Source organism: Chryseobacterium sp. RR2-3-20, assembly GCF_017808115.1.
GTDB lineage: Bacteria > Bacteroidota > Bacteroidia > Flavobacteriales > Weeksellaceae > Chryseobacterium > Chryseobacterium oryzae.
Window position 1 is genome coordinate 25,727 of the sequence record NZ_JADQBD010000016.1, and the last position, 26,440, is coordinate 52,166.

A 26,440-nucleotide genomic window follows, 5' to 3' on the forward strand; every position below is an offset into this window, starting at 1 on the left:
TATGTTAGTTTATAAACAGATTTTCAGATATTTAACATTTAAAGTTTTAATAGTAGCGGTTTCATTTTGTTTTTTGTGGTGTTCTGCTCAAACTGAAGTTAAAATTAATGCTCCATTTATTCCAATAGGGATTTTCAATGGTGCAGTAGAAAAAGCAATATCTGAGAAAATATCGGTTCAGGCTGAAGTTTTTGTTTCCCCCTGGAAATCATTTGCTGGAAAAAATCTTCAGATATATATGGGGACATTGGAAGGGCGGTACTATTTTGATGAAGTGATGAAGAAATGGTATGTGGGAGCCTACGGATCAATAGCATTATTTAATCTTCAAAAATGGAATTATTATAATGCCTCTACGGTTCCGGATGAAAATGGAAATCCACAACGATTACCGGATGGAAGTATTAGAATGACAGAGAGATTTCAAAAAGGTGTGTCTTTTATATTTGGGATAAGTGGTGGTTATCGTTTTGAGATTAATTCAAAGCTAGGGTTAGATGTTTTTGCAGGAATTGGAACATCACAATCGATTTATAAAGGATATCTTAAAGATAATTATGAGAGATATGATGGCGCAAAAAAATGGAATAAAAGCGGAGAAATGATACCAACGCGAGTAGGAGTTATGTTTACCTATAAATTATAAATCTAAAAATAAATTATTCTATATATACTTGTTTTTTTGTTCTTTTGCTGATAAAAAATGTACTTCAAAACCGACTTTTAACAAAATATAGATACTCAAAAACTGCCTTTTTAACTAAATAATAGATATATTTGCAATCGTTTACAAAAATATAATTAATCCAAAAAAATGGATCATAATAGCAAGAAGGAAATCAATATAAAGGAACTTTTATCACCATATTTAAGAAACTGGAAGTATTTCGTTACGACTGTTTTTTTAGCTTTAGTTGGTGCTGTTTTTTACATAAAATCTAAGTCTCCTGTTTTTAAAGTTCAGACCTCAGTTCTTATAAAAGATGCGAAAAAAATGTCTGCCGCATCGGGAGATGTTGGTGTTTTGCAAAGTCTCGGAGGATTTGGTGGAATGGGAACCAACAGTATTGAAAATGAAGTTGGCGTATTTGCATCCAAAACTATTGTAGAGGATGTTTTGAAAGAACTTAATTTTCAAACTGTATTTTATGCAAGGCAGACTCTGAAAGATATCGAACTGTACGGAGAAACAAATCCATATATAATAAATGTAGTTCAGGAAAAAGAAAATGTTCTCCTTCCGAAAAAGCCTATTTCCATTAAAACAAAAGGAAATACAATAACATTATCTTCGGAAGAGTTCGACAAAGACATTGTTACTTCTTTTAATAAAACCACAAGTCTGCCATTTGGGATTATTATCATCTCAAAAAATCCTAAATATAAAGCTCCTTTTAAAGTAGATATGTCGGATATTATATTCTACTACACGAGTTTTGATGGTGCTGTAGACGGTTATCAACGCGCTTTAAAAGTAGATTTGTTGGATAAAGATGGAACTATAATTACATTATCTGTAGATTTCGAAAATACTGCGAAAGCAAAAGATTTTCTTGATCGTTTGGTAAGACAATATAACGTGTATGCAATTAATGATAAAAATATAGAATCTAAGAAGACAAAAGATTTTATAGATCAAAGAATTGTTTTAATATCCAAAGAACTTGGAGATGTTGAATCTCAGAAACAAGACTTTAAATCCGGAAATAATATTGTAGATCTTCCTACAGAAGCCAGAATCAACCTTCAGACCAAGGAACAGAGTAAAGTTCAGATGCTTGAACTGGCAACCCAAATGGAGTTGAGTAAATTCCTAAGAAGTTCCCTGAATAAAAAGGGTACGGGTGATGTATTGCCACTTAATATAGGATTGGAGAATGAAGCAGCTTTAAATGCTATTCAGCAATACAATGCATTGGTGGTTCAGCGTAACAAATATTTGCAGGAAGCAACTCCAAATAACCCTATTGTAAAAGATATGAATGAGCAGATAGATCAGATGAAATCTTCTCTTTCTGAATCTTTACAAAGAAATGTTACCAGTCTGGAATTAGCAAGAAGAAAAGTAGAAACTCAGTTAGGCGGATCCGAATCTATGATTAGTAAAATTCCTTTTCAGGAAAAATTATTCAGAAGCATAGAACGTCAACAACAGATTAAGGAAAATCTTTATCTTTTATTACTTCAGAAACGTGAAGAAGCTGCAATTAGTTTGGAAATTACAGCAGACAAAGCAAGAGTTATAGATAAAGCATTTGTATTCAGCAATCCTGTAGCTCCTAAAAAACCATTAATATTAGCAGTTTGCCTTGTTTTTGCGGTTTTTATTCCTTTTTTAATAATTTATTTAAAGAATATTTTAACCACTACGATTTCCAGAAGATCAGATATTACAAAACTTACAGATGTACCTGTTTTGGCCGAAATACCTATTTTGAAGAAATCTGAAAATGCGTTACTTTCTTTTAACGATGTTTCGCCTATGGCAGAGGCATTCAGGATTTTTGTAACGAATCTGAAATTCCTTTTACCTGTAAAAGATGCACAGAAAATTATTATGGTAACTTCTTCTGTAAAAGGTGAAGGAAAGACATTTATCTCATCCAACCTATCGTTAATTTTAGCATCTTCACGAGATAAGGTTTTGGTAATTGGAGCCGATATCAGAAACCCGCAGTTGCAGAGATATAATCCATCGATGAGAACTGCTAAAGGATTAACAGAATTTTTGGCAGGTGATGATTCTGCAACCCTTGAAAATATCATACATCCAAGCGGATATAATGAAAACTGCGATTTTATATATTCAGGGTCTATACCGCCTAATCCGACAGAACTTTTGCAGAATGGAAGATTAGACGAATTGTTTTCTCAACTTAAAAATCAGAATAAATATAAATTTATTGTTTTAGATACCGCTCCATTAATGCTTGTGACAGATTCTATTCTTATTGCCAATAAATCTGACGTTATTGTTTACGTTACAAGAGCCGGTGTTACAGAAAAAGATTATTTGGAATTCTTGAAAAATGCTGTTGAAGATAAAAAAATCGCTAATGTAGGAATTGTACTGAATGGGGTTGAAGAATCTAATTTCGGATATGGAAATAAATTCGGATATGGCTATCAAGCTACAAAAACCAGCTGGTGGAAGAGAAAATAACAGTTGAAAATTACAGACGCTACCCAAAGTTGGGTAATTATGTCTGCATTTGCATTTAAAAAACCCGTTATAGCAACCAATGTAGGTGGTTTGCCGGAAATGGTTACCCACATGGAAACAGGAATTATCATTGAGAAAAATAATCAAGATGAATTAAAAAATGCTTTTCTTATGTTGTATAATAATCCTAAATTGTTGGAGAATATGAGTGAAGCTATCAATAAAGAATATTTTGAAGGAATAAAAAGCTGGAAACATTCTGGCGAATTATTTTTTAATGCAATAGAATCTATTTATAACCAAAACAATAAAGTTGGGAGTAGCCTTAGTTGAGAAAATAATATGATCTATCTATTTGTATTTTTTGTTTCATTAATATTTTTTAAGTTATCAGATTTTTTCTTGGATAAAAAAAAAGTATTGGGGATTTTATTTCTGATTATAGCGATTCTTATACCCAGTATTTTTGCAGGTTGCAGAGATTTGAATATTGGTACCGATACAAGCTCATACGTTCGGGATTATTTCAGAGAAGCAAGACAGGCAAAATCCTTTTTCAGATATAATGAAGATGTGAGTACCGATGTGGGTTATTCTTATTTTAATTATATTATTACAAAAATCTTCAACGATTTTTCTTTTTTACTCTTTTTTATTCAGGCTTTTATTGTTACGTTTATAGCATTAGCGATACTTCAGCTGAAAAAAACTAATCTTCTGACTTGGGCTTTTTTAGTTTATTTTCTGCTTTATTTTTCAAATTCGCTAAATATGACCAGACAGATGATGGCGTTAGCTGTATGTCTCTATTCATTCTCGAATTTAATAACGGGAAACAGGATTAAAGCATTAATTTTAGTTGGATTAGCAAGTACATTTCACTTTAGTGCATTTATCTTTTTTGCAATTTTTCCTATATACTTTTATACATCAAAATTTATTAAAAACTTTTGGTTGTTTCAGTTCATTGTTGGAGTTTCCTTTATTTTGGTGGTTTTTCTATTAGATTACATTATTATTGGGATTGTAGGTCTAGGAGCGGTAAAAGAAGGTTTTGAAAACTATAAATCTGGAGGACTTTATGGGTCTAATCTTCCATTGTCCGATTTATTTCTATGTATAGTCTTTTTTTCTCTATTAATCACCTTTAGAAAATTTTCGCAGCTAGAAACTTCTCAAAAAAACCTTTTCCAGACAGTTTTTCTCATTTCTATAATTTTATGTTTTGCGGCTATACAGTCTACCTTTGCTATTAGAGGAATGTATTACTTTTCTTATCTTTCGATTATCATTATTCCTTTATTGATTAATTCGATAGAAGATAAAAAAATACAGTTGGTAACGGGGTTTATCTGTGCTGTTTTATTTATTCTGTATTGGGGACTTACAATACCTTACGCAAATCTTGGAGAAACATATCCATATCAATCTAAAATCCTTAATTTATGAGACCATTGATCTCGATTGTTGTTCCGGTTTATAATATGGAGAAATATCTTCATAAGTGTGTAGATAGCTTACTGAATCAGAGCTATAATCAGTTAGAAATTATTTTGGTAAATGATGGTTCTACGGATCATTCAGCAAATATATGTGATGAGTTTGCGGAAAAAGATTCCAGAATAAAAGTTGTTCACCGAACCAATGGAGGCTTGTCTGAAGCAAGAAATTCTGGTTTGTCAATATTTAAAGGGGAGTATGTTACTTTTGTAGATAGCGACGATTATGTAAGAGCAGATTATGTACAGACTTTACTGGATTTAGTGCTGAACTATAATGTGAAAATTGCAGTTTCTCAATTTAGATATGTTTCTAATGAACATATTGAAAAGGATGATAACGATAATGAAAAAGACTTTTTTTTGCCAACTCTTGAGGCATTAGAGAATATGTTTTATCAAGATTATTTCGATCATAATGCGACTGCAAAATTATTTCACAGAAGCCTTTTTGATAGTTTAAAATTTCCCGTAGATTTGCTTTATGAAGATATGTTTACCACATACAAAATTTTGCTTTCATCAGATTCGGACGTGGCAATTTCTAGTAAAAAGACATATTATTACTTAATTAGAACTGATAGTATAGAAGGAGCTCCATTTTCTGCAAAAAAAATGAACAGTATGCGTTTTATTGTAGACGATTTCGAGAATACAAAGAAGCAATATCCTGTTTTGGCTAAAGGTATTAATTGCAGATTGCTCAGTTTTATTTTTCATCTTTTGGTAGAAACGAAAGTGAAAAGTTCAGAAGAAAAAGAACTGTTTCTATTAGCACAAAAATATCGCAAAGAAGTTTTAGTAGATAATAAAGCTAGAAAAAAAGCTAGATTAGCCGCGTTTGTTTCGTATTTTGGGACAGATGTACTTAGGTTTTTCTATAGATTTGGAAAATCAAGAGCTTAAACTAAAAAGGTTTTTATAGAGAGTGTAAAGTGTAAATAAAACTGTTAAAAAAAATAGATACGGAATTGAGTATTATATGGGAATTGTGGTTAAAAATTCAGTACTTTGTATATTAGCAATATCAATTAAATACAATTATTTTGGTTGAGAAAAAAATAAAAATAGTACATATCGCTGAAGCTTTCAGTACAGGGATTTATACTTATCTCAAAGATTTGACGTCTTATATGATAGGATTGCCTAATTCTGATGATTTTGAAATTGTTATTATTTATAGTAAAAGAGATGTTTTAGATGAATCTAAGATTGCAAATGATTTCTCACAAAATGTAAGATTTATAAAAGTTCAGATGACTCGTAACATAAGCCCTAAAAGTGATTTTAAGTCTTTGTTAAAGCTTAGAGGTATATTGAAAATGGAGCGTCCTGATATTCTACATTTGCATTCTTCAAAAGCTGGCGTTTTGGGGAGAATTGCTGCCACAGGAATCGTTAAAAAAAGTCATATTTTCTATTCGCCTCATGGCTATGCATTTCTTCGTCAGGATATATCTCCAACTGCACAAAAGATATACCAGTTAATAGAGAAGTATGTTCAGTTTTTCTTCGGTGGAACTACAATAGGCTCTGGCGAAACAGAATTAGAATTTGCAAGAAAAATTGGTAAAACCTATTTTGTACGAAATGGTATCGATTTTAAAAATCAAAAATTCATTGAAGATAGTATTTTAAAAAATAATTTTACTGTTGGGACAATTGGGGTTTTGCACGCTCAAAAAAATCCGTCTGGTTTTAATGAAATTGCTCAAAAATTGCCGGAAGTCAATTTTATTTGGATTGGTGACGGTGAATTGAGGAATCAGATTACGGCACCCAATGTAAAAATTACTGGATGGATCGGATCAAGAGAAGAATTGTTATCCATCACATCAACATTTGATGTTTATTTACAAGTTTCTTTATGGGAGGGACTTTCTATTGCGATTCTTGAAGCAATGGCTCTTGGTAAACCAATTGTAGCTAGTAATATTGTTGGCAACAAAGATTCTGTTGTAGACAGTAAAACTGGATTTTTGGTCAATAGTATGGATGAGGCTGTGTTAGCAATTAAAAAATTACAGGATAATTCCCTTAGAGCTCAAATGGGAAAAGCCTCCTATAAACATTGCAAAGAGTTTTTTGATAAAGACAAAAATTTTGATGAATTAGTAAAAATTTATAAACGAGCATAATTTTAGGCATAAATATGAATTATTTAATATTTGGTGGCTCAGGTTTTATAGGAACCCATTTAATAGAGCATTTGAATGATATTGATGCTGTATCTAAGATTTATAATCTCGATATTGTTGAAAATAATCATCAGGGAAAATCTGAGTTTATTTATTGTGATGTAAGATTGGCAATAGAACTGAATATTCCTGTAAATAACGATTTCGTTATATTTAATTTTGCGGCTGTTCATACTACACCGGGACATCCAGATCACGAATATTTCGAAACCAATATGAAAGGTGCAGAAAACGTAACGGCTTTTGCCGAAAAGTTTGGAATTGAAAAATTGATATTTACTTCCTCCATCGCACCATATGGAGCGTCAGAAGATTTGAAGGATGAAGAAACACTTCCGATGCCAAATACTCCTTACGGGATTTCTAAACTGGTAGCAGAGAAAATTCATATCAATTGGCAGGTTAAAGAAAGAAATAAAAGACAACTAACGATTTTAAGACCCGGTGTTGTTTTTGGAAAGGGAGAAAACGGAAATTTTACAAGACTCTATTGGGGAATTAAGAAAAACAGATTTTTCTATCCGGGAAGAAAGGATACGGTTAAAGCCAGTATCTATGTAAAAGAACTGATACGTTTTATGCTCTTTAGATTGTCTATTTCAGAACCGCGATACGAAATTTTCAACTGTACTTACGAACCTGCTTTCACAATAGAAAATATAGCAGACCAAATGATGAAAACCATTCAGGTACAGCGTAAAATTTACATGATTCCCGGTGGTTTGCTTCAGTTTGCAGCTACTATAATTGGAATGATGGGTGGTAAATCTATCGGAATTCATCCCGACAGAGTAAAAAAACTAATGACTTCAACCAACGTCAGCGGAAAAAAAATGCATAATAGTGGATACCAGTTTCATTATACATTTAGCGAAGCTCTGAAAGATTGGTATAACGATAATAATAATTTGCATTTAGAATAGTCACCAATATAAAATTCTAAGGATAAATTTTCAAAAATATTTGCTTAAAAACGATTACGAAACTCCATGAAAATAATTGAAACACCTTTAAAAGACTGCTACATTATAGAACCAACAATATTTGAAGATGAAAGAGGGTATTTTTTTGAAAAATTCAATGAAAAAAAGTTTGAAGAATTAACCGGCATGAATGGTCATTTTGTTCAGGATAACATTTCAAAATCATCTTATGGCGTTTTAAGAGGTCTGCATTTGCAAAAAGGAGATAGTGCTCAGGCGAAATTGGTTTCTTGTATTGAAGGAAATGTTTTGGATGTTGCAGTAGATGTAAGAGAAAATTCAGCAACTTTTGGTCAGTGGTTTTCGATTGAATTATCTGGAGAAAATAAACGTCAATTATATATTCCAAGAGGGTTTGCTCACGGATTTGCTGTGCTCAGCAAGACTGCTGTTTTTGCATATAAGTGTGATAATTTTTATGACAAATCTTCTGAAGGAGGTATTTTATGGAATGATAAAGACTTAAATGTAGATTGGCAGCTTCCTGTAGAAGATATAATACTTTCTGATAAAGATAAAGTTTTAGAAACTTTTGCTTTAAGAAATTTTTAATATATTTAGAAAATGAAATTATTAAGATTTCTCCTATAACCATGTTAATTTTAGATAGCATATTAGATAGATTTATAAATGACTGCGGAAGGTATGCTGGTATATCTTATTAAACATTTGTCGAGGTTTTTTAGGATAGTAGATTATTTTACTATCAATTTTGTTTTTTTTATTGGTAAATATTATTTTTTTGAAGCAGACGAGAATTATTTTTACCAAGATTACAAAGCTCAATTTGTACTTCTCAATCTTTCTTGGTTTATTGCTACCGTTATTACAAAGCCATATACAAGCATTAAAATAAAAGAATCTTCACTTCATTTTAATGCTCTTCTTAAAGCTTATTCTTTATTAGTTGTCTTCACAGCTATTTATTTAAGCCAGATTTTATCCATTAAAATTAATTATGGAAATGTATTAAGATATTTTCTTGTAATTGGAATTATTATGACCTTGGTAAGATTTACACTGTTTCTTTACCGAAAAAAGAACAGAGTAAGATTGGGCAGAAAGCTGTACAATTACAATACGGTATTAATTGGCGAAAATAAATTGTCGGGCTATCTTTTATCCAACAAAAGTTTAAAAAGACTTATGGGAATAAGAGGAGTCTATTCCTGTGGAGAAAAAATCACCTGTAATAAATATTTAGGAGATGTCCATCAAATGCTGAATGATTTTGATAATACCAAAATCAGCAGCATTATTTTTTGTGATGATAAAATTGATCTTGAACAATATAAAAATATTGTAGAGGCGGCAGAGCAAAAAATGATTAGAATTTATATGGTTCCAGAATTTAAGTATGCGAAATTAGGTTCTTACTATGTTGAAATGGTTCAGGATATTCCGTTTTTAAAATTAATGAAAGAACCACTTTCGGATCCAAAAAAACAAATTTTAAAAAGAACTTTTGATATTGTATTTTCTCTATTGGTTATTGTTTTTTTATTGTCATGGCTCATTCCTTTGGTAGCCATAATTATCAAAATAGAAAGTAATGAATCTGTTTTTTTTCTTCAAAAAAGGTCAGGATACAAAAATATACCTTTTAATTGCATTAAATTCAGAAGTATGGCTTCCAATAAGCAGGCAGATTTTCAGACAGCTAAAAAAAATGATGCCAGAGTTACCAAGTTTGGTGCATTCATGAGGAAAACGAGTATCGATGAATTACCCCAGTTTATTAATGTTTTTTTTGGCGATATGTCGGTGGTGGGACCAAGACCACACATGCTTTCTCAAACAGATATGTATTCAAAAATTACCAAAAAATATATGACGAGACATATGGTGAAGCCGGGTATTACAGGCTGGGCTCAGGTTATGGGTGCGAGAGGAGAAATATTCACGGATAAAGATATGGAAAGAAGAATAGAAAAAGATATTTGGTATATCCAGAATTGGTCTTTCTTTTTAGATATGAAAATTATTTTTCTTACTTTATATAATATAGTTAGGGGAGATGAACAAGCGTATTAATCTTCTTAATTGATATTAATAAATTTATTTGCAAATAAAAAGAATCGAATCCCTTCGGTTCTTTTTTTTATTCATAAATTTGCACCCACAAAAATTGCTGATTACTAATTACTTATTATTCTATATAAAATGCGCACAAAATCTGTAGGAAAGAAAAAAATAAATATCGTAACATTGGGTTGCTCCAAAAATGTCTATGATTCTGAGGTACTGATGAGCCAGCTTAAAGCCAATGGAAAAGAAGTTGTGCATGAAGATAAAGGAGATATTGTAGTCATCAATACTTGTGGTTTTATAGATAATGCTAAAGAAGAATCTATTAATACCATTTTAGATTATGTTGAAGCTAAAAATAGGGGAGAAGTAGAGAAAGTTTTCGTTACAGGATGTCTTTCAGAAAGATATAAACCAGATTTGGTAAAAGAAATTCCAGATGTAGACCAATATTTCGGGACTAGAGATTTGCCTATTTTATTAAAGCATTTGGGAGCAGATTATAAGCACGAATTAGTTGGAGAAAGGCTTACTACAACACCAAAGCATTATGCCTACCTTAAAATTTCTGAAGGATGCGACAGACCATGTTCTTTCTGCGCGATACCTTTAATGAGAGGTGGTCACGTTTCTACACCTATTGAAAAACTGGTACTGGAAGCACAGAAATTAGCCAAAGTTGGGGTAAAAGAACTTATTCTTATTGCACAAGATCTTACTTATTACGGACTGGATATTTACAAAAAAAGAGCTTTGGCAGACCTTCTTCAAGAATTGGTAAAAGTAGAAGGAATCGAGTGGATTCGTCTTCATTATGCATTTCCGAGCGGTTTCCCGGAAGATGTATTAGATATCATTCGTGAAGAACCAAAGGTTTGTAATTATATTGATATTCCTTTGCAACACATCAATTCAGATTTGTTGAAATCGATGAAAAGAGGAACTACTCACGAAAAAACAGATGCTCTTTTGGGTAAATTCAGAGAAAAAGTTCCGGATATGGCGATTAGAACTACTTTAATTGTTGGTTATCCTGGAGAAACTGAAGAAATATTCCAAGAACTGAAAGAATGGGTAAAAGAACAGAAGTTTGATAGATTGGGTTGCTTCACGTATTCTCACGAAGAAAATACAACAGCGTATGTGTTGGAAGATAATATTCCGCAAGAAGTAAAAGAAGCCAGAGTAGAAGAGATTATGGAGTTGCAGTCGCAGATTTCATGGGAAAAGAATCAAGCAAAAATTGGTGAGGTTTACAGATGTATTTTCGACCGTAAAGAAGGTAACTATTTCGTAGGACGTACCGAATACGATTCTCCGGATGTAGATAATACCGTACTTGTTTCTGCCGAAAATACCTATATTTCTATTGGTGAATTTGCCAACGTGAAGATTACTTCTGCCGAGGAATTTGACCTTTACGGAGAATTGGTTTAAAAAAAGAGTAACTCAATAAATGAAGCCAAAATCACAAGATTTTGGCTTTTTTTATAAATATGTTGCTATAAAAACGGTTTCATTTCGTTTTCAATCTGAGTTCTCAGTTCCATGAGACGAATGGCGTATTTTTCTTTCTGTTTTTCCTCTTCGGTTTCAGGAATCCATTTTGGAACAGGAAGTTTCTTTCCATTTTCATCTACTGCGACAAAAACGATAATGCAATGTGTTTTTTTATCGAAATTAGGCTGTTTCAGGTTTCTGGAAAATACATTAATCGATATATGCATACTCGAAGATCCTGTATAAATTACCTGAGCTTCAACTTTAACGATTTCTCCAATTTTTATAGGATCGTAAAAGCGTATTCCGCCAACATAAACGGTTACAGAATAATTTCCGCTCCATGTTGTTGCACAGGCGTAACCTGCCTGATCAATCCATTTCATTACACTTCCGCCATGTACATTTCCTCCATAATTTACATCTGAAGGTTCTGAGATAAACTGAAAGGTAACCGGTTTGTTTTCCATTATTTTAAAATTTGAATAAAGGTATTTATAATTTTTAAAAGTTTAGATTAAATCTTAATTTTGAAAATTGAAATAGGCAATTAAACGTCTAAGTTATAATGAAAAAAGTATTTTATCTGAATACCTGTGATACCTGCAGAAAAATTTTAGCCCAATTTGATCTTACAGACTGGGAACTTCGTGAAATTAAGAAACAGCCAATTACCGTTGAAGAATTGGAAGAAATGTACAAGCAAACAAAATCTTATGAGGCTTTGTTCAGCAAAAAATCTACACAGATTAAATTAAGAGGTTTGGATGTAAAAGCGTTAACTGAAAATGATTTTAAAGATTTGCTGTTGGATCACTATACTTTCTTGAAACGCCCGGTTTTTATTACTGATAGTGCAATTTTTCTAGGAAATGACAAGAAGAATGTAGAAGCTTTGAAAGTATTGTTATCTTACCACTAGAAACTAATTGATGCAAATTACGTACGTAGGAAGTCTCAAACAGATTGAGAGAAACAAAATACAATTGCAGGAAGTCCCAAACAGTTATTAGAAAACAAACTGTAGTTGCGGGGGAGCTAAACCTAACGGGTTTCTGAAACCCGTTAGGTTTTCTTAGTTTAGCCCGGATAGAAAAGGCATCCTTTTTTGTTTTTTTTGATGAAAATTGATATTGAATGCAAAAAATAACTAAAAACAAAAAAGATATAGTGTATAGCCGGATTAAGCTCCTAAAAAAATAAAACCTGCAACGGTGCAGGTTTTAAAAGTATATTCTTAATTCATCAAACTGAATAAATCTTATGAGTATTTTGCAATATTTACACGAAAGGAGCTTTCACCACTTTTGCAGGAATATTTTTATTTCTTATCTGAATAAAAATTTCAGAACCTAATTTAAAGCGTGGTTTATCTACGTAAGCCAATCCTAAACCTATTTTTTTCATTGGAGATTGAGTTCCTGAAGTTACTTTTCCTATAACCTTTCCTTCTGCATCTACAACAGGATAATCGTGTCTAGGAACTCCTTTATCGGTAAGTTCGAATCCCACTAATTTTCTTGTTACACCTTCTTCTTTTTGCTTAGCGAAAGTTTCTTTAGAGACGAAATCTTTATCGAATTTGGTAATCCATCCCAAACCTGCTTCTATTGGAGAAGTAGTATCGTCGATGTCGTTTCCGTAAAGGCAAAATCCTTTCTCCAATCTCAAAGTATCTCTTGCAGCAAGTCCGCAAGGGATAATTCCTTCTTCTTTTCCTGCTTCAATAATAGCATCCCAAAGTTTTTCTGCAGATTCGTTTTTGAAATAAATTTCAAAACCTCCACTTCCTGTATAACCGGTATTAGAAATAATGATATCATTTACACCCGCCACAGAACCTACTGTAAAGTGATAATAAGGTATTTCTGAAAGATTTGTTTCAGTTAATTTCTGAAGAATTTCGGTAGCTTTTGGTCCCTGAACAGCCAATAAAGACATCTCGTCTGATGCATTGGTCATTTTTGCTCCGAAAGTGTTGTATTTTGAGATATGATCCCAGTCTTTCTCGATGTTAGAAGCATTTACGACCACGAAATATTTTTCGTCTGCCATTTTGTAAACGATAAGATCGTCTACAATACCTCCATTTTCGTTCGGAAGACAAGAATACTGAGCTTTTCCGTTTTCCAAAGTATCTACATTATTGGTAGTTACATATTGCAAAAGATCTTTTGCACCAGCTCCTTCAATAAAGAACTGTCCCATGTGAGAAACATCAAACAACCCTGCCTTTTCTCTTACGGCAAAATGCTCTTCCGTTACTCCGGAATATTGTACAGGCATTTCAAATCCTGCAAATGGTACTATTTTCGCTCCCAAAGAAACGTGCCTGTCATATAAAGCTGTTTTTTTCATATATGGATATTTATTTTGAATTATTTATTTCTATTTTCTACTGAAATTTTAATAGCCGTTTATTTTTTTATTTTGAAACTGTCGAAAGATTCTTTAAACAACTTCATATAGTTTCCGTTCCAGTGTTTTTGCTGACAGTTGATGGTTAGAAGGAATAAATCCGTATTCTTTTGATATACTTTTGTGAACCAGAATAGTTTTTCTTTCTCATCAAAATATTCGTATTGATATTCTGAAAATCCTTTTTTACTTCCTGTATTTTTTACTTTTTTTTCATCATCCGAAGAGTGATAAAGGGCAAGAATAAAATTTTTAACTTCACTTTTAGGAAGATCCAGATGATGATATTCTGAAATAGTAATAGCACCAATTTGATTGGTCGGGAAAATGTTTACAATTCCTTCATCATTGGTTATCTTCCAGGTATCTGGTGTTTCTATAGAATAATTTTCGGTTTCATAGATTTCGGTGCGTAATTGCTGCGAAAAGGTAAATCCGCTCCATAAAATGGTGAAAATAAAAAGGTATTTTTTCATTTGTGTTTAAAATGATGTTTGTATTCTTCAAGAATAATTTTGAACCATTCTGTAAAATGTTCAGGATTTTCGGATATTTCTCGATCTAAATTTTCCGGAGAAATAAACCGAACTTCTTCTACTTCCTCGGTATTAAGGTTAAATTCAGAATCGTAAATTCCGGTAAAAACATAATCCAGTTCGTGTTCCCATAAACCATTTCCTACATCTGCCTTGTAAATAAAATGAAATTTCTCCGAAATATCTGCATCTATTCCCAGCTCTTCTCGAAGTCTTCTCTGTGCTCCTTCCAGATAAGTTTCTCCGGATTTTGGATGAGAACATACGGCATTGGTCCATTTTAACGGAGAATGATATTTTCCTGAAGCACGCTTCTGCAAAAGCATATCGCCTTTCTTGTTGAATAAAAATACCGAAAAAGCACGATGAAGTAAGCCATTGAGATGTGCCTGTTGTTTTTCCATTAAACCTAAAATTTCATCATTAGGATTTACCAGTACTACCATTTCTTCCATTCCTACAAATTTAAGTTTATTACACGATTTTGTAAAATAAATGTTTAGTTTTTTTATTTTTAATGGAAATTTATAAATTATAAAAGTGGAAATTTTTAATGAAAATTGCGAAAAATATAAAGGTTGCTTGTGTTTTATTAACTTTAAAATGAATTTTTCGTTAAAAAATTAACATAAACTACTTTTACTACCTATGTTTTCCTGATAAAGCGTAACTTTGCACTTTAAAAATTTTAACGATGGAACTGGAATATATTGAGCACATCAGTCCGATTCTCAAGGACGGAACTAAAAATTATCTTATAGATATAGACGGTACAATTACGGATGATGTTCCCAATGAAGAACCTGAAAGAATGGTCACTTGCGAGCCTTATCCAGATGCATTGGCAACCATTAATAAATGGTATGATGAAGGTCACCAGATTTGCTTTTTTACTTCTCGTACAGAAAATTTAAAGCAGATTACGATCGACTGGCTCGATAAGCATGGCTTCAAATACCATAGTGTATTATGCGGAAAACCAAGGGGAGGAAATTATCACTGGATAGATAACCACCTTGTAAGAGCAACCAGATACAAAGGAAAATTTACAGATTTGGTAGAAAAACAAGTAACCATTGAAGTGTTTAAAGATTAAAATCTAATAGAAAAGATTTAAAAATTAAGAATGCTAAGTTTATCGCTCAGTTTTTTAATTTTTAAATCTTTCAATTTTTAAATAGTATTACGTTTATGAAAGTTTTAGCGAATGATGGTTTAGACCAGTCAGGAATTGATGCATTAACAGAAAAAGGATTTGAAGTAATTACCACAAAAGTACCTCAGGAAGAGCTTTTGGATTATATTAACGAGCATAAAATCCGTACTCTCTTAGTGAGAAGTGCAACACAGGTAAGAAAAGATATTATAGATAATTGCCCGTCTTTGGAAATTATCGGTAGAGGAGGAGTTGGTATGGATAATATTGATGTTGATTATGCAAGAGAAAAAGGCATTCATGTCATCAATACACCTTCTGCGTCTTCCGAGTCGGTAGCCGAATTGGTTTTTGCACATTTGTTTTCGGGAGCCAGATTCTTACAGGATTCTAATAGAAAAATGCCTATATCTGGTGATACAGATTTCGCTGGTCTTAAAAAAGCATACGCTGCCGGAATTGAACTTAAAGGAAAAACCATCGGTATAGTCGGAATGGGAAGAATCGGTCAGGAAGTTGCAAAAATAGCTTTAGGATTGGGTATGAGAGTTATTGCAGCGGATAACATGATTGGGAAAGCGAGTATAAAAGTAACCTTTTACAATAATCAGTTTATTAATGTAGATATTGAAACAGAACCATTACACGATGTTTTAAAACATGCAGATTTTATTACTTTACACGTTCCTGCTCAAAAAAGTGGTTACATGATTTCTACCAATGAGTTTGATATGATGAAAGACGGTGTGGCAATCGTAAACTGTTCAAGAGGTGGAGTTATAGACGAAAATGCATTAATTGCAGCTTTAAATTCTGGTAAAGTAAGATTTGCAGGGCTGGATGTTTTTGTGGGAGAACCTACGCCTTCAAAAGAAATTTTGCAGCATTCCAAAATCTCTTTAACGCCGCATACCGGTGCATCTACGTTAGAAGCTCAGGACAGAATTGGTCTTTCTTTGGCAGAACAGATTTCAAGTATTTTGCAAATTCATTAATATTTTTATTTCATAATAAAAAATCCGCTTCAGAAAAAACTGTAGCGGATTTATTTTTTGTTGATACAAAATACTTATTTTTTCTTCAATTCATCACGAATTTCAGCAAGTAATTGTTCTGTTGCAGTTGGAGCCGGAGCCGGAGCTTCTGCAACTTCTGCTTTTTTCATTTTATTGATGGTTTTTACAAGCATAAATACAACCAATGCCAACAATAAAAAGTTGATCGCAACAGTTATAAAATTTCCGTAAGCAAAAATAGCTGCATCAGGAGCAATTTCTTTAGCTTTTGCAAGTGTTGCACCTGCAGGAATATTTTCTGCACCTTTTCCCATTGCAAAATAAATGCTGCTGAAGTCTGGTTTTCCTACAATTGCAGCAACAATTGGCATGATTAAATCATCGATAATACTGGTTACAATTTTACCAAATGCACCTCCGATGATAACACCCACTGCTAAATCAAAAGCATTACCTTTGATTGCAAATTCCTTAAACTCTTTTACAATTCCCATAATTTATATTTTTATAATGTTTTGTGCAAAAATATTATTATAAAAATAAAAAATTGTATTTTTTATCTGTTTTTTCATCTAAATCCTTAGTTATGCATAATAATTATGTTTAAATTTATTGAAAATCAATATCTATGAAATTTTTTTCAGCAGAATTAATCAGAAAAGCAGACTTATTCACTATAGAAAACGAACCCATTTCATCAGTTAATTTAATGGAAAGGGCAGCAATAAGCTGCACAGAATGGATTTCTATCAATTTTAAGCTGAATACAAAATTTGCAATATTTTGTGGCAATGGTAATAATGGAGGCGATGGCTTTGCTATTGCAAGATTACTTTCTTCTCAAGGTTTTAATGTTCAGGTTTATACAGATGAGAAAACAAATAAATTTTCTGACGATGCTTTAATTAATTTTAAGAGGCTGAAAAATATTAGTGAAATTCAACTCAAAGATTTTGATGAATTTGAAAAAATGACGTTAGAAAGTCATGTTATTATTATAGATGCCCTTTTCGGAACAGGTTTGTCGAGAAAACTTGAAGGGAAATATCAAAAACTGGTTGAAGACTTAAATAAGATAAAAAACACTAAGATATCCATAGATATTCCCTCCGGAATGTTTGCGGATACTAGGAATGAAGAAAATGATGTGATTTTTAAATCTGATGTTACTTTAAGTTTTCAGTTTTGGAAAAAAGCATTTTTACATCCCGAATCGGGCAATTTTGCTGGAAAAGTTATTGTTTTGGACATCCAATTAAGCGAAGATTTCATCTTTAAAACTCCAAGTGATGATTTTGTGATAGATGATGAGCTAATCAATGGTATTTTCAAGCCAAGAAAAGAATTTTCTCATAAAGGTACGTATGGAAAATCTATTCTGATTGGCGGAAGTTACGGTAAAATAGGAGCTATTTCTCTCGCTGTAAAATCGGCTTTAAAATCTGGTTCAGGTCTTACTTTTGCTCTTGCTCCGAAATGTGGAGTTGAAATTTTACAGACTCTTGCTCCAGAAGCAATGTTTATAGAAGGAGGAGAGAAAAATGTTACCGAAATAAATATTGTTGATGATGCAATCTATGGAATTGGCCCTGGTCTTGATATCGATTCGTTAACAGCTAAAGCATTGATTCAGTTTCTGAAAAATTATTCTAAACCTTTAATTTTAGATGCAGATGCATTAAATATTCTGGCTCAAAACCCTGAAAATCTTCAAAATATTCCTTCAAGATCTATTATAACGCCGCATCCCAAAGAATTTGAGAGGCTTTTTGGGAGAACTCAAAATTCTTTTGAGAGATTAGATTTGGCAAAAAATAAAGCCGAAGAACTAGATATTTACATTGTGCTCAAAGATCATCATACTCAGGTAATAACACCAGAAAAAAAGGTTTTTTATAATATTACAGGAAATTCCGGATTGGCAAAGGGAGGCAGTGGAGATGTTTTAACGGGCATTATCACCTCACTTTTAGCACAAAAATATTCTCAGGAAAAAGCAGCCATTTTAGGAGTCTGGCTTCATGGAAAAGCTGCCGATTTGGCTGCTGAAAAGTATTCTAAAGAATCTATGCAGCCAACCGATGTAATTTCAGAATTGGGAAATGTTTTTCTGGAACTCAATAAAAAAGCCACAACTTGGTTGTGACTTTAAATATTTTCTATGAAAAAAACATTAATGCTTATTCGGGTTTAGCATTTTCTGCTTCTGTAATTTTCATTTTTTTAGAGTAAATCATGATGATAACTCCCGCAATCATGAAAGGGATAGATAATACCTGTCCCGTATTAAGTCCAGCAATAGAAATAAATTCTTTTCCTTGAGGTTCTTTTAAAAATTCAACAAAAAATCTTATTGCCCAAAGGATAATAAAGAACAATCCGAAAAGCCATCCCTGTTGGTATTTTTTGTCTGTTTTTCTGTACAAAAACCATAAAAGAACGAATAATAATACATATCCGGTGGCTTCAAATAACTGTCCTGGGAATCTTGGGACGGTAACTCCGTATTCATCACTCATCTGTGGGAAAAGTATCGCAAACGGTGAATTGGGATCTGCAGGTTTACCTACAATTTCAGAATTGAAAAAATTTCCCATTCTTACAAAAGCACCTCCTAAAGCAACTACAATTCCTAATCTATCGTAAACCCAAAAAGGATTTTTCTTGATGATCTTAAATGAATAATAAAGCGTAGTTAGAATTAACGCAATGGTTGCACCATGACTTGCCAACCCTGAAAACCCTGTAAATTCAAATTCCGGTTTTGTTCTTATCGGTAGAAATACACTTAAAAAATCTTGCTTGAAAAGCTCTGGCTGATAAAAAATTACGTGTCCTAATCTTGCTCCTAGAATGGTTCCTATTAAAGTCCATGTAAAAAGAGGATCCAGATATTTTTGGTTTACGTGGTCGATATCAAATATTTTTTTCATCAGCATATATCCGAAACCGAATGCAAAAACAAACATAAGACTGTAGAAATGCAGCGTAAAAGGTCCTAATTGTATTCCTAAAGAAGGATCCCAAATTTTGTAGCTGGTTTTTAAAGAAATCTGGTCACTTTCTTTTAATGGCTGTTTGCTTTTAATAACGTATTTGTAATCTGATTTGTTTTCTGTCGGTTTAAAATTTTTGTCTAAAAACTGATACCCATTTTGTTTCAGAATAGAAAAAGAATTATCATAAAAAGCACCCCAACCGTTTTTAGATTCCAGATTGGCAGAATTTACGATAACAAGACTGTTAGGAGCATTTTTTCCTGCAAAATCGGCAAACGTTTTTGCATCGGTAGTGGAGAATACTTTTACAGGAACTGCCTGATTATTCACCATCAAATCCGCATCAGAAACGCCATCCGGATAACTTTGGGCGAAAATATTCTGCACAAAAAATGCAAGAATTAAAAGATAAACTCGAAAGATTATATTATTCATTATTAAAAATGTTTTAAACTTAATTTTTTTTATGAGGAACAGGATCATAACCGCTTCCTCCCCAAGGATGACATTTTGAAATTCTCTTCGCACCCAGCCAAAACCCTTTAAAAATCCCATGAACCTGCAAAGCTTCTACCATATAATGGGAACAGGTGGGTTCATACCGACAGCTTTTGGGAAGTAAAGGCGAGATAAACCACTGATAAAACCTGATGAGAATTACCAGAGGAAAAGTGATTATTTTGTTGAATTTTTGTTTCAAAACATTGCAAAAATAGGGTAAAAAATTTAAAATTAGTTTAATTTTGTTAGAAGTTTCGGGGAAGGAATAATGTTTGCCTTTTACACAAAATCTGTATTTGCAGAGGCAAGTCTGTTATATAATTATTCCGCTAACTCATTCTTTAATTATATTTAATTCAAATTCAAAAAAAAATTGGCTCAGAATATACCTTTAGCAGAACGATTACGACCAAAAACTTTGGATGAGGTTTTGGGGCAGGAACATCTTACCGGAGAAAAAGGTACAATTAGAAAAATGCTGGAAAATGATACCCTAAATTCTCTTATTTTATGGGGACCGCCGGGAACAGGTAAAACCACTTTGGCCGAAATTATTTCTGAACAATCGGGGAGGAAATTTTTTAAACTTTCTGCAGTTTCTTCAGGCGTTAAAGATGTTCGGGATGTAATTGAAGATGCCAAAAAACAAAATCTTTTTTCCGGAAAATCGCCTATTCTTTTTATTGATGAGATTCACCGTTTCAATAAATCTCAGCAAGATTCTTTGCTTCATGCAGTAGAAAAAGGTTGGGTTGTTTTAATCGGTGCAACTACAGAAAATCCGAGTTTTGAAGTGGTGTCTGCATTGCTTTCCCGAAGTCAGGTTTATATTTTGAAAGCATTAAGCTACGAGAAATTGGAAGAACTGATTGATATTGCTGTTACAAAATTCAATAATGATGAAAATTCCCGTTTTCTCATTAAAGATAAAGCTGCATTTATACAATATTCGGGTGGTGATGGCAGAAAACTGATAAATTCTGTTGAGCTGGTTCTTAATCAGTTTAAAAATTCTGGCAAAAATGAGATTGATAATGAAGATGTTATGTCTGTGCTTCAAGAAACAATGGCGTTGTATGATAAAAATGGAGAACAGCATTATGATATTATTTCGGCATTCATAAAATCTATGAGAGGCAGCGATCCCAACGGAGCTGTATATTGGCTTGCCAGAATGATAGCGGGAGGTGAAGATATTAAATTTATCGCCCGAAGAATGCTAATTTTAGCCTCAGAAGATATTGGTTTGGCAAATCCGAATGCACTTATAATGGCTAACAATTGTTTTCAGGCAATTAATGTTATCGGAAATCCTGAAGCAAGAATTTTACTGAGCGAAACTGCAATTTATCTGGCGGTTTCACCTAAAAGCAATTCTGCTTATGCAGCCATTAATGAAGCTTTGGCGTTTGTAAAGAAAACTGGAAATCTTCCGGTTCCGTTGCATCTTAGGAATGCTCCAACCAAGCTGATGAAAGATTTAGACTACGGAAAAGATTATAAATATGCACACTCTTACGATGGCAATTTTGTGGATCAGGATTTTTTACCTGAAGAAATAAAAGAAGTAAAATTTTATCAACCCGGAAATAATGCTACCGAAAAAAAGATTTATGACGAGTTGAAGAAGAAATGGCAAAATAAGTACGAGTAATTTACTTTACGGCGAAAATAAAACGGTCATTTCCACTTAAATCCTGAATAAGTTCTGCATTGCTGAAATTATTTTGATACAAAGCTAAAGTTTCCTTACCTAATTTTTGATTGATTTCTAAAAAAACAAGTCCGTTTTTGATGAGGTGATGATTGCTGTCTTGTGCGATTTTTCTGTAAAAAATAAGCGGATCGGAAGTTGGTGAAAACAATGCCATTTTGGGCTCGAATTCTTTTACAGAATCTTCAATTTCGGTTTCTTCATCTATTCCGATGTAAGGCGGATTGGAGATAATTACCTCAAAATTTTGATCTAAGTGTAAATTCAGATAATCTGCATGGATAAAATTGATGTTTAAATGATGGTATTCGGCATTTTTTTTCGCTATTTCTAAAGCTTTTGCTGAAAAATCAATAGAAATTATCTCGGCATTAGGAAAATGTTTTTTTAAAACCAAAGGAATAATTCCGCTGCCCGTTCCGATATCTAATATTTTAAAATTATGAGCAGAAAAGTCAGTGTTTTGAATTGTTTTTATGGCGAACTCCAGAAGTTCTTCGGTTTCTGGGCGTGGAATTAAAACATTTTCATCAACAAAAATTTTCATTCCGTAAAATTCTGTTTCTCCCAAAATTTGTTGGTAAGGTTTTCCTGTTTTTAATTCTGAAATAATCTCGAGAAATTTTTCTTTATTTTTTTCTGAAATTTCTTCATTGAGGAATTGTCTTTGCTGAAATGCATTTAAATCTAAAATATTTTCAGCAAAAATCTGAAACATAAAATTACTTTCAGATTCCGAATATAAACCTGAAATTTGCTGCGAAAAAATTGCCTTTATTTCCTTGAATTTCATCTTACAAAAACCAATTTTTTTTCTGTGGATTTCTCTTCATCTATTCTATAGCCTTCGTAGTTGAACGCTTTTACATCATTAAGTGTTTTAGCATTGGTTTCTGCACAGAATCTTGTCACCAAACCGCGTGCGTGTTTTGTATAAACTACGATGGTTTTTGGTTTTCCGTCTTTCAGTTCATAAAAATCAAAATCAATAACTGTGTGATTAAGTTTTTTTCTGTCGATTACTTTTACATATTCATTACTTGCCAGATTAAGCAGGATTTCATTCTTTTTCATTTCAGAATTGAGTTGGTCGGTTACTTTTTCCGTCCAGAATTCGTATAAATTCTTGTGACCTTCAAATTCGAAGTTTCTACCCATTTCTAATCGGTAAAGCATTACTTTGTCCGAAGGTTTCAATAGACCATACAAACCCGAAAGCATTCTGTAGTTCTTTTGAAGATATTCTACTGCTTTTTTATCTAAACTTTTAGCATCTAAACCTCTGTAAACCTCTCCTGTAAAGGCGAATAAAGCGGGACAGGATTCTTTTGCTGAGGGTTTTGCTTTCCATTTTTGGTTTCTTTCCCAGTTTTCGTCTGCAAGTTTTGGCGAAATCTCCATTAATTCTGAAAGATATTTTGGTGACTTTTCTTTCAGATGAGATTGTATGAGTGCAGAATCATCAATGAATTTTGGAGTTGTGGATCTGAAAAAATCCGTTGTATAATCAATATTCATTAACTTGGCGGGAGAAGTTACAATTTTCATAGTTTTTATGAAGGATATTTTATTTGAATTTTTAAAATTTTGAGATTATTGTGCTTGTTTTACTTATTCAGAATACAGTTAAATGTTTTGCATCCAACAGATTCATAGCCATTAATGAGATGAAATCTATAAGAAAGTGGCAGATAATCAGTATTTTAATATTCGAATATAATTTATAAAATATAGAGAAAACAATACCGATAAAAAATGGAATCACGACCTGACTAACCGTTCCGTAAGTGCTGTGTAAAATCCCAAATAACAATGCAGAAATTACGATACCCAATACCGGACTGTTGTATATTTTTTCAATTCTTGGCTGAATGTAAGCTCTCATCAATAATTCTTCAATTACACCGGCAGTTAAACACGTAAAAGCAATGAGAAGATAGTTATTTTGAAGCAGATTTTTAAATTCTAAAAGCCTGTCGCTAAATTTTTCCTTGGTTAAAAGTTTAATAATGATATTCAGAAATGCTCCTCCGAAAGCGCATATTAAATAAAGCACTACTACAGCACCGAAATAAAATACAATAGAATATTTTTTATCTTCCCAAACGAAAAAAGAACGATTCTCAAAGGTGAAATTATAGATTAAAACCATAATTAAAACCAACCATAAAGAAAGTCTGTTGTAAAAAAATAAATCTACAGTTAATGTTTTATAATGAAAAAACTGATTAATTAAAGGAATTGAATACAACATTGAAGCTGCAAGCATTACAAATGCCAATATAATTCCTAAAGAATACCTTCCGTTTACACTCATTTTTTGCAGAACAGTCTATATTTCTCCTTTTCCCTGACGGATAATTTCGGGTTCTCCAGATGTTAAATCTACAATTGTAGATGCCATGTTATCTCCATATCCGGAATCTATGACGATATCCACCAAATGATCATATTTTTCGGCAATCAATTCGGGATCTGTAGAATATTCAATAATTTCATCATCATCTTTAATAGATGTTGAAGCTATTGGATGCCCTAATTTTTCAACAATTAACTGTGGTATAGGGTGGTCGGGAACTCTTATCCCTATTGTTTTGTGGTTTTTATAAGCTAACGGCAAACTTTTATTAGCTTCGAGAATAAAAGTATATGGTCCCGGAAGATGGCTTTTCAAAAATCTAAAAACAGAAGTGTCTATGGGTCTTGTAAAATCAGAAAGATGGCTGAGATTATTACAGATAATCGAAAATTTTGCTTTTTCGAGTTTTTGTTTTTTTATCTGGGCAAGTTTTTCCATTGCTTTAATGTCAAAAATATTACAACCTAAAGCATAAACCGTATCAGACGGATAAATAATTAATCCTCCGTTATTTAATGTTTTAATAACTTCATTAATGAGGCTTTCCTGAGGATTATCGGGGTATATTTTTAGAATTTTTGCCATAAACAAATGTACGAATATTTACTCTGAAACAAAGAATATGCCTTATTTAAAAGAAAAACTTGCAGTTGTAAAATAAATTCGTATATTTGCAGTCCAATATCGCGGGGTAGAGCAGTAGGTAGCTCGTCGGGCTCATAACCCGGAGGTCGCACGTTCGAGTCGTGTCCCCGCTACAAAGTTCACTTTTAGTGAAATAACAATACATCGCGGGATGGAGCAGTAGGTAGCTCGTCGGGCTCATAACCCGAAGGTCATCGGTTCGAGTCCGGTTCCCGCTACTAATTTAACGTTTTCGGTAAACGTTCAAAAAAATATACCGCGGGGTAGAGCAGTAGGTAGCTCGTCGGGCTCATAACCCGGAGGTCGCACGTTCGAGTCGTGTCCCCGCTACCAACAGGAGAATCAGAAACGGTTCTCCTTTTTTGTGTTTGATAATCAATAAATTATCTTTTTCAGGAAATTCAAAATTCTTGCAATTTGGTAAAAATTGAGCATTTGGAGGCATACTTTTAGGCATACCTTAAATGATAAAAAATCAAAATAATTTTCGAATCCAATTGAATTTCTTTTCAGAATAAGGAGGATACTTTATTTTAGGCTCTCCCCAAGTTGCTTTTTCTAACACGGATTTTTGGTGTGAGAATGTTTCAAAACCAAATTTACCATGATAACTGCCCATTCCGGAATTTCCAACTCCTCCGAACGGAAGGTTTTCATTTCCCAAATGCATTACCACATCATTAATACAACCTCCGCCAAAAGATATTTTTTCCAGAAAACTCTCTTTTTCATCTTGATTGTCACTGAAAAGGTAAGCCGCTAAAGGTTTGTCTTTGTCAACGATATTATCCAAAGTTGTATTGAAATTAGCAAAAGAAATTACAGGCAGTAAGGGGCCAAATATTTCTTCTTTCATAATTTCATCATTCCAATTTATATTTGATAGAACAGTGGGCTGAATATATAATTGTTCTTCATCATAATTTCCACCAAAAATTAATTTATTCTTATCAATTAATTTAGTAAGCCGAAGAAAATTTTTGTGGTTAATAATTTTCGTATAATGTTCTGAATTTGCCTTATAGTCGAACTCTTTAATATATTTTACTAAAATTTCAAGAAATTTTTCCCGAACTGATTCTTCCACTAAGAGATAATCTGGAGCAACACAAGTCTGTCCGGCATTAAGGTATTTCCCCCAGACAATTCTTCGTGCGGCAACTTCAAAATTTGCGTGTTGGGTAATAATAGTAGGCGATTTTCCACCTAGTTCTAAGGTTATCGGAGTTAAGTTTTCTGCGGTAGCCTTATATACAATTTTTCCTACGTGACTGCTTCCTGTAAAAAATATTTTATCAAATTTATGTATTAGAAGTTCTGTGGTTTCTTCAATTCCACCTTCATATACATAAAGATAATCGGGAGGGAAATTTTCGTTAATCAATTTTGCCATTGTGTGCATTGTATTTTCTGCAATTTCACTAGGCTTCAGAATACAGCAATTTCCGGCAGCAATGGCAGCGATGATTGGTGAGAGCGAAAGCTGATAAGGGTAATTCCATGCTCCAATCACAAGAATATTGCCAAGTGGTTCAGCGTAAATTCGGCTTTTTCCAAATAGATTGGTAAAATTTGTTTTTACTTTTTTGGGTTTAGAAAGCGATTTTAAATTTTTAAGATAATATTTTTTGATTATCCGTTTTTAATCATAACCCTGTAATGTTAGCAATAATAAGCCTTTCAAAGAGGCTATCTCCAAAATATCTTCGATTTAGCTTGTAGATG

The 26,440-nt window shown here is 32.7% G+C and carries 27 protein-coding genes and 3 tRNA genes; 18 read left to right on the forward strand and 12 right to left on the reverse strand.

The window, feature by feature from the left end:
* Position 1: 1 nt before the first annotated feature.
* The 10 genes from IV513_RS05960 to rimO all read left to right on the forward strand — a co-directional run bounded on the left by IV513_RS05960 (position 2) and on the right by rimO (position 11,308).
* Positions 2-646 carry a DUF3575 domain-containing protein gene (locus IV513_RS05960; RefSeq protein WP_209389694.1) on the forward strand — a complete coding sequence of 215 codons (645 nt, stop codon included), beginning with the start codon at positions 2-4 and terminating at the stop codon, positions 644-646.
* Between the two features lie 168 nt (positions 647-814).
* Positions 815-3,163: a polysaccharide biosynthesis tyrosine autokinase gene (locus IV513_RS05965; RefSeq protein ID WP_209389695.1), complete on the forward strand. Its 2,349-nt coding sequence runs from the start codon at positions 815-817 to the stop codon at positions 3,161-3,163.
* 3 nt (positions 3,164-3,166) lie between these two features.
* A complete protein-coding gene (locus IV513_RS05970) occupies positions 3,167-3,496 on the forward strand; it encodes a glycosyltransferase (protein WP_209389696.1) in 330 nt (109 codons plus the stop codon).
* Positions 3,497-3,565: 69 nt separating this feature from the next.
* Positions 3,566-4,612, forward strand: a complete 1,047-nt coding sequence (locus tag IV513_RS05975; RefSeq protein WP_209389697.1) for an EpsG family protein — start codon at positions 3,566-3,568, stop codon at positions 4,610-4,612.
* A complete protein-coding gene (locus tag IV513_RS05980; protein ID WP_209389698.1) occupies positions 4,609-5,568 on the forward strand; it encodes a glycosyltransferase in 960 nt (319 codons plus the stop codon). Before IV513_RS05975 ends, IV513_RS05980 begins: the two co-directional genes overlap by 4 nt.
* Positions 5,569-5,708: 140 nt before the next feature.
* Positions 5,709-6,800 (forward strand): glycosyltransferase, encoded by a 1,092-nt coding sequence (locus IV513_RS05985; RefSeq protein WP_209389699.1) that lies wholly within the window; start codon positions 5,709-5,711, stop codon positions 6,798-6,800.
* Positions 6,801-6,814: 14 nt separating this feature from the next.
* Complete coding sequence (locus tag IV513_RS05990) at positions 6,815-7,783, forward strand: NAD(P)-dependent oxidoreductase (RefSeq protein WP_209389700.1); 969 nt, start codon at positions 6,815-6,817, stop codon at positions 7,781-7,783.
* A 66-nt stretch (positions 7,784-7,849) separates the two neighbouring features.
* Positions 7,850-8,395 carry a dTDP-4-dehydrorhamnose 3,5-epimerase gene (rfbC, locus tag IV513_RS05995; protein WP_209389701.1) on the forward strand — a complete coding sequence of 182 codons (546 nt, stop codon included), beginning with the start codon at positions 7,850-7,852 and terminating at the stop codon, positions 8,393-8,395.
* A gap of 78 nt (positions 8,396-8,473) precedes the next feature.
* Positions 8,474-9,877, forward strand: a complete 1,404-nt coding sequence (locus IV513_RS06000; protein ID WP_209389702.1) for an exopolysaccharide biosynthesis polyprenyl glycosylphosphotransferase — start codon at positions 8,474-8,476, stop codon at positions 9,875-9,877.
* A 129-nt stretch (positions 9,878-10,006) separates the two neighbouring features.
* Positions 10,007-11,308: a 30S ribosomal protein S12 methylthiotransferase RimO gene (rimO, locus tag IV513_RS06005; protein WP_209389703.1), complete on the forward strand. Its 1,302-nt coding sequence runs from the start codon at positions 10,007-10,009 to the stop codon at positions 11,306-11,308.
* A gap of 65 nt (positions 11,309-11,373) precedes the next feature.
* Here the strand turns inward: rimO and IV513_RS06010 are convergent, their stop codons facing one another.
* Positions 11,374-11,841 (reverse strand): acyl-CoA thioesterase, encoded by a 468-nt coding sequence (locus IV513_RS06010; protein WP_209389704.1) that lies wholly within the window; start codon positions 11,839-11,841, stop codon positions 11,374-11,376.
* A gap of 98 nt (positions 11,842-11,939) precedes the next feature.
* Between IV513_RS06010 and IV513_RS06015 the strand changes: the two genes are divergently transcribed.
* Complete coding sequence (locus IV513_RS06015) at positions 11,940-12,293, forward strand: arsenate reductase family protein (RefSeq protein ID WP_209389705.1); 354 nt, start codon at positions 11,940-11,942, stop codon at positions 12,291-12,293.
* A 359-nt stretch (positions 12,294-12,652) separates the two neighbouring features.
* On the opposite strand, the gene gcvT is transcribed toward IV513_RS06015, so the two are convergent.
* The 3 genes from gcvT to idi are packed head-to-tail and all read right to left on the reverse strand — an operon-like array spanning position 12,653 to position 14,780.
* Entirely contained in the window at positions 12,653-13,729 is a 1,077-nt protein-coding gene (gcvT, locus tag IV513_RS06020; protein ID WP_209389706.1) for a glycine cleavage system aminomethyltransferase GcvT, read from the reverse strand.
* 59 nt (positions 13,730-13,788) lie between these two features.
* The gene (locus tag IV513_RS06025; protein ID WP_209389707.1) at positions 13,789-14,265 is read right to left on the reverse strand and encodes a hypothetical protein; all 477 of its coding nucleotides are present in this window, start codon (positions 14,263-14,265) and stop codon (positions 13,789-13,791) included.
* Positions 14,262-14,780 (reverse strand): isopentenyl-diphosphate Delta-isomerase, encoded by a 519-nt coding sequence (idi, locus tag IV513_RS06030; protein ID WP_209389708.1) that lies wholly within the window; start codon positions 14,778-14,780, stop codon positions 14,262-14,264. Before idi ends, IV513_RS06025 begins: the two co-directional genes overlap by 4 nt.
* A gap of 239 nt (positions 14,781-15,019) precedes the next feature.
* On the opposite strand from idi, the gene IV513_RS06035 reads away from it, so the two are divergent.
* On the forward strand, positions 15,020-15,421 hold the full coding sequence (locus IV513_RS06035) for a phosphoheptose isomerase (RefSeq protein ID WP_209389709.1): 402 nt from the start codon (positions 15,020-15,022) through the stop codon (positions 15,419-15,421).
* Positions 15,422-15,516: 95 nt separating this feature from the next.
* Entirely contained in the window at positions 15,517-16,476 is a 960-nt protein-coding gene (locus IV513_RS06040) for a D-2-hydroxyacid dehydrogenase (protein ID WP_209389710.1), read from the forward strand.
* Positions 16,477-16,550: 74 nt separating this feature from the next.
* On the opposite strand, the gene mscL is transcribed toward IV513_RS06040, so the two are convergent.
* Entirely contained in the window at positions 16,551-16,991 is a 441-nt protein-coding gene (gene mscL, locus IV513_RS06045) for a large conductance mechanosensitive channel protein MscL (RefSeq protein ID WP_209389711.1), read from the reverse strand.
* A 134-nt stretch (positions 16,992-17,125) separates the two neighbouring features.
* Between mscL and IV513_RS06050 the strand changes: the two genes are divergently transcribed.
* Positions 17,126-18,643: an NAD(P)H-hydrate dehydratase gene (locus IV513_RS06050; RefSeq protein ID WP_209389712.1), complete on the forward strand. Its 1,518-nt coding sequence runs from the start codon at positions 17,126-17,128 to the stop codon at positions 18,641-18,643.
* A gap of 34 nt (positions 18,644-18,677) precedes the next feature.
* Here the strand turns inward: IV513_RS06050 and lgt are convergent, their stop codons facing one another.
* Both lgt and yidD read right to left on the reverse strand, forming a co-directional pair.
* The gene (gene lgt / locus IV513_RS15920) at positions 18,678-19,526 is read right to left on the reverse strand and encodes a prolipoprotein diacylglyceryl transferase (protein ID WP_317196403.1); all 849 of its coding nucleotides are present in this window, start codon (positions 19,524-19,526) and stop codon (positions 18,678-18,680) included.
* Between the two features lie 424 nt (positions 19,527-19,950).
* The gene (yidD, locus tag IV513_RS06060) at positions 19,951-20,196 is read right to left on the reverse strand and encodes a membrane protein insertion efficiency factor YidD (RefSeq protein WP_209389713.1); all 246 of its coding nucleotides are present in this window, start codon (positions 20,194-20,196) and stop codon (positions 19,951-19,953) included.
* 174 nt (positions 20,197-20,370) lie between these two features.
* Between yidD and IV513_RS06065 the strand changes: the two genes are divergently transcribed.
* Positions 20,371-21,651 (forward strand): replication-associated recombination protein A, encoded by a 1,281-nt coding sequence (locus IV513_RS06065; RefSeq protein WP_209389714.1) that lies wholly within the window; start codon positions 20,371-20,373, stop codon positions 21,649-21,651.
* Position 21,652: 1 nt separating this feature from the next.
* Here IV513_RS06065 and prmC read toward each other — a convergent pair whose 3' ends face one another.
* The 4 genes from prmC to IV513_RS06085 all read right to left on the reverse strand — a co-directional run bounded on the left by prmC (position 21,653) and on the right by IV513_RS06085 (position 24,655).
* Positions 21,653-22,504, reverse strand: coding sequence for a peptide chain release factor N(5)-glutamine methyltransferase (gene prmC / locus IV513_RS06070; protein ID WP_209389715.1), 852 nt, complete (start codon positions 22,502-22,504; stop codon positions 21,653-21,655).
* Positions 22,501-23,259, reverse strand: a complete 759-nt coding sequence (gene yaaA, locus IV513_RS06075; RefSeq protein WP_209389716.1) for a peroxide stress protein YaaA — start codon at positions 23,257-23,259, stop codon at positions 22,501-22,503. Before yaaA ends, prmC begins: the two co-directional genes overlap by 4 nt.
* A gap of 67 nt (positions 23,260-23,326) precedes the next feature.
* The gene (locus IV513_RS06080; protein WP_209389717.1) at positions 23,327-24,028 is read right to left on the reverse strand and encodes a CPBP family intramembrane glutamic endopeptidase; all 702 of its coding nucleotides are present in this window, start codon (positions 24,026-24,028) and stop codon (positions 23,327-23,329) included.
* A gap of 15 nt (positions 24,029-24,043) precedes the next feature.
* The gene (locus IV513_RS06085; RefSeq protein WP_209389718.1) at positions 24,044-24,655 is read right to left on the reverse strand and encodes an L-threonylcarbamoyladenylate synthase; all 612 of its coding nucleotides are present in this window, start codon (positions 24,653-24,655) and stop codon (positions 24,044-24,046) included.
* A 100-nt stretch (positions 24,656-24,755) separates the two neighbouring features.
* Between IV513_RS06085 and IV513_RS06090 the strand changes: the two genes are divergently transcribed.
* The 3 genes from IV513_RS06090 (at position 24,756) to IV513_RS06100 (ending at position 25,048) form a co-directional block, all read left to right on the forward strand.
* A tRNA-Met gene (locus tag IV513_RS06090) sits at positions 24,756-24,828 on the forward strand.
* Between the two features lie 32 nt (positions 24,829-24,860).
* Positions 24,861-24,933, forward strand: a tRNA-Met gene (locus tag IV513_RS06095).
* 39 nt (positions 24,934-24,972) lie between these two features.
* Positions 24,973-25,048, forward strand: a tRNA-Met gene (locus IV513_RS06100).
* A 142-nt stretch (positions 25,049-25,190) separates the two neighbouring features.
* Here IV513_RS06100 and IV513_RS06105 read toward each other — a convergent pair.
* Positions 25,191-26,228 (reverse strand): aldehyde dehydrogenase family protein, encoded by a 1,038-nt coding sequence (locus tag IV513_RS06105; RefSeq protein ID WP_317196402.1) that lies wholly within the window; start codon positions 26,226-26,228, stop codon positions 25,191-25,193.
* Between the last annotated feature and the right edge of the window lie 212 nt (positions 26,229-26,440).

Bases quoted from the DNA above. Each gene is read 5' to 3' on its own strand.
- IV513_RS05990 (WP_209389700.1), top strand. From the start codon at position 6,815: ATGAATTATTTAATATTTGGTGGCTCAGGTTTTATAGGAACCCATTTA.
- IV513_RS05960 (WP_209389694.1), top strand. From the start codon at position 2: ATGTTAGTTTATAAACAGATTTTCAGATATTTAACATTTAAAGTTTTA.
- IV513_RS05965 (WP_209389695.1), top strand. From the start codon at position 815: ATGGATCATAATAGCAAGAAGGAAATCAATATAAAGGAACTTTTATCA.
- mscL (WP_209389711.1), bottom strand. From the start codon at position 16,991: ATGGGAATTGTAAAAGAGTTTAAGGAATTTGCAATCAAAGGTAATGCT.
- IV513_RS06050 (WP_209389712.1), top strand. From the start codon at position 17,126: ATGAAATTTTTTTCAGCAGAATTAATCAGAAAAGCAGACTTATTCACT.
- yaaA (WP_209389716.1), bottom strand. From the start codon at position 23,259: ATGAAAATTGTAACTTCTCCCGCCAAGTTAATGAATATTGATTATACA.
- prmC (WP_209389715.1), bottom strand. From the start codon at position 22,504: ATGAAATTCAAGGAAATAAAGGCAATTTTTTCGCAGCAAATTTCAGGT.
- IV513_RS06015 (WP_209389705.1), top strand. From the start codon at position 11,940: ATGAAAAAAGTATTTTATCTGAATACCTGTGATACCTGCAGAAAAATT.
- idi (WP_209389708.1), bottom strand. From the start codon at position 14,780: ATGGAAGAAATGGTAGTACTGGTAAATCCTAATGATGAAATTTTAGGT.
- rimO (WP_209389703.1), top strand. From the start codon at position 10,007: ATGCGCACAAAATCTGTAGGAAAGAAAAAAATAAATATCGTAACATTG.
- rfbC (WP_209389701.1), top strand. From the start codon at position 7,850: ATGAAAATAATTGAAACACCTTTAAAAGACTGCTACATTATAGAACCA.
- IV513_RS06040 (WP_209389710.1), top strand. From the start codon at position 15,517: ATGAAAGTTTTAGCGAATGATGGTTTAGACCAGTCAGGAATTGATGCA.
- IV513_RS06025 (WP_209389707.1), bottom strand. From the start codon at position 14,265: ATGAAAAAATACCTTTTTATTTTCACCATTTTATGGAGCGGATTTACC.
- IV513_RS06080 (WP_209389717.1), bottom strand. From the start codon at position 24,028: ATGAGTGTAAACGGAAGGTATTCTTTAGGAATTATATTGGCATTTGTA.
- IV513_RS06035 (WP_209389709.1), top strand. From the start codon at position 15,020: ATGGAACTGGAATATATTGAGCACATCAGTCCGATTCTCAAGGACGGA.
- gcvT (WP_209389706.1), bottom strand. From the start codon at position 13,729: ATGAAAAAAACAGCTTTATATGACAGGCACGTTTCTTTGGGAGCGAAA.
- IV513_RS06000 (WP_209389702.1), top strand. From the start codon at position 8,474: ATGACTGCGGAAGGTATGCTGGTATATCTTATTAAACATTTGTCGAGG.
- IV513_RS05980 (WP_209389698.1), top strand. From the start codon at position 4,609: ATGAGACCATTGATCTCGATTGTTGTTCCGGTTTATAATATGGAGAAA.
- IV513_RS06085 (WP_209389718.1), bottom strand. From the start codon at position 24,655: ATGGCAAAAATTCTAAAAATATACCCCGATAATCCTCAGGAAAGCCTC.
- IV513_RS06010 (WP_209389704.1), bottom strand. From the start codon at position 11,841: ATGGAAAACAAACCGGTTACCTTTCAGTTTATCTCAGAACCTTCAGAT.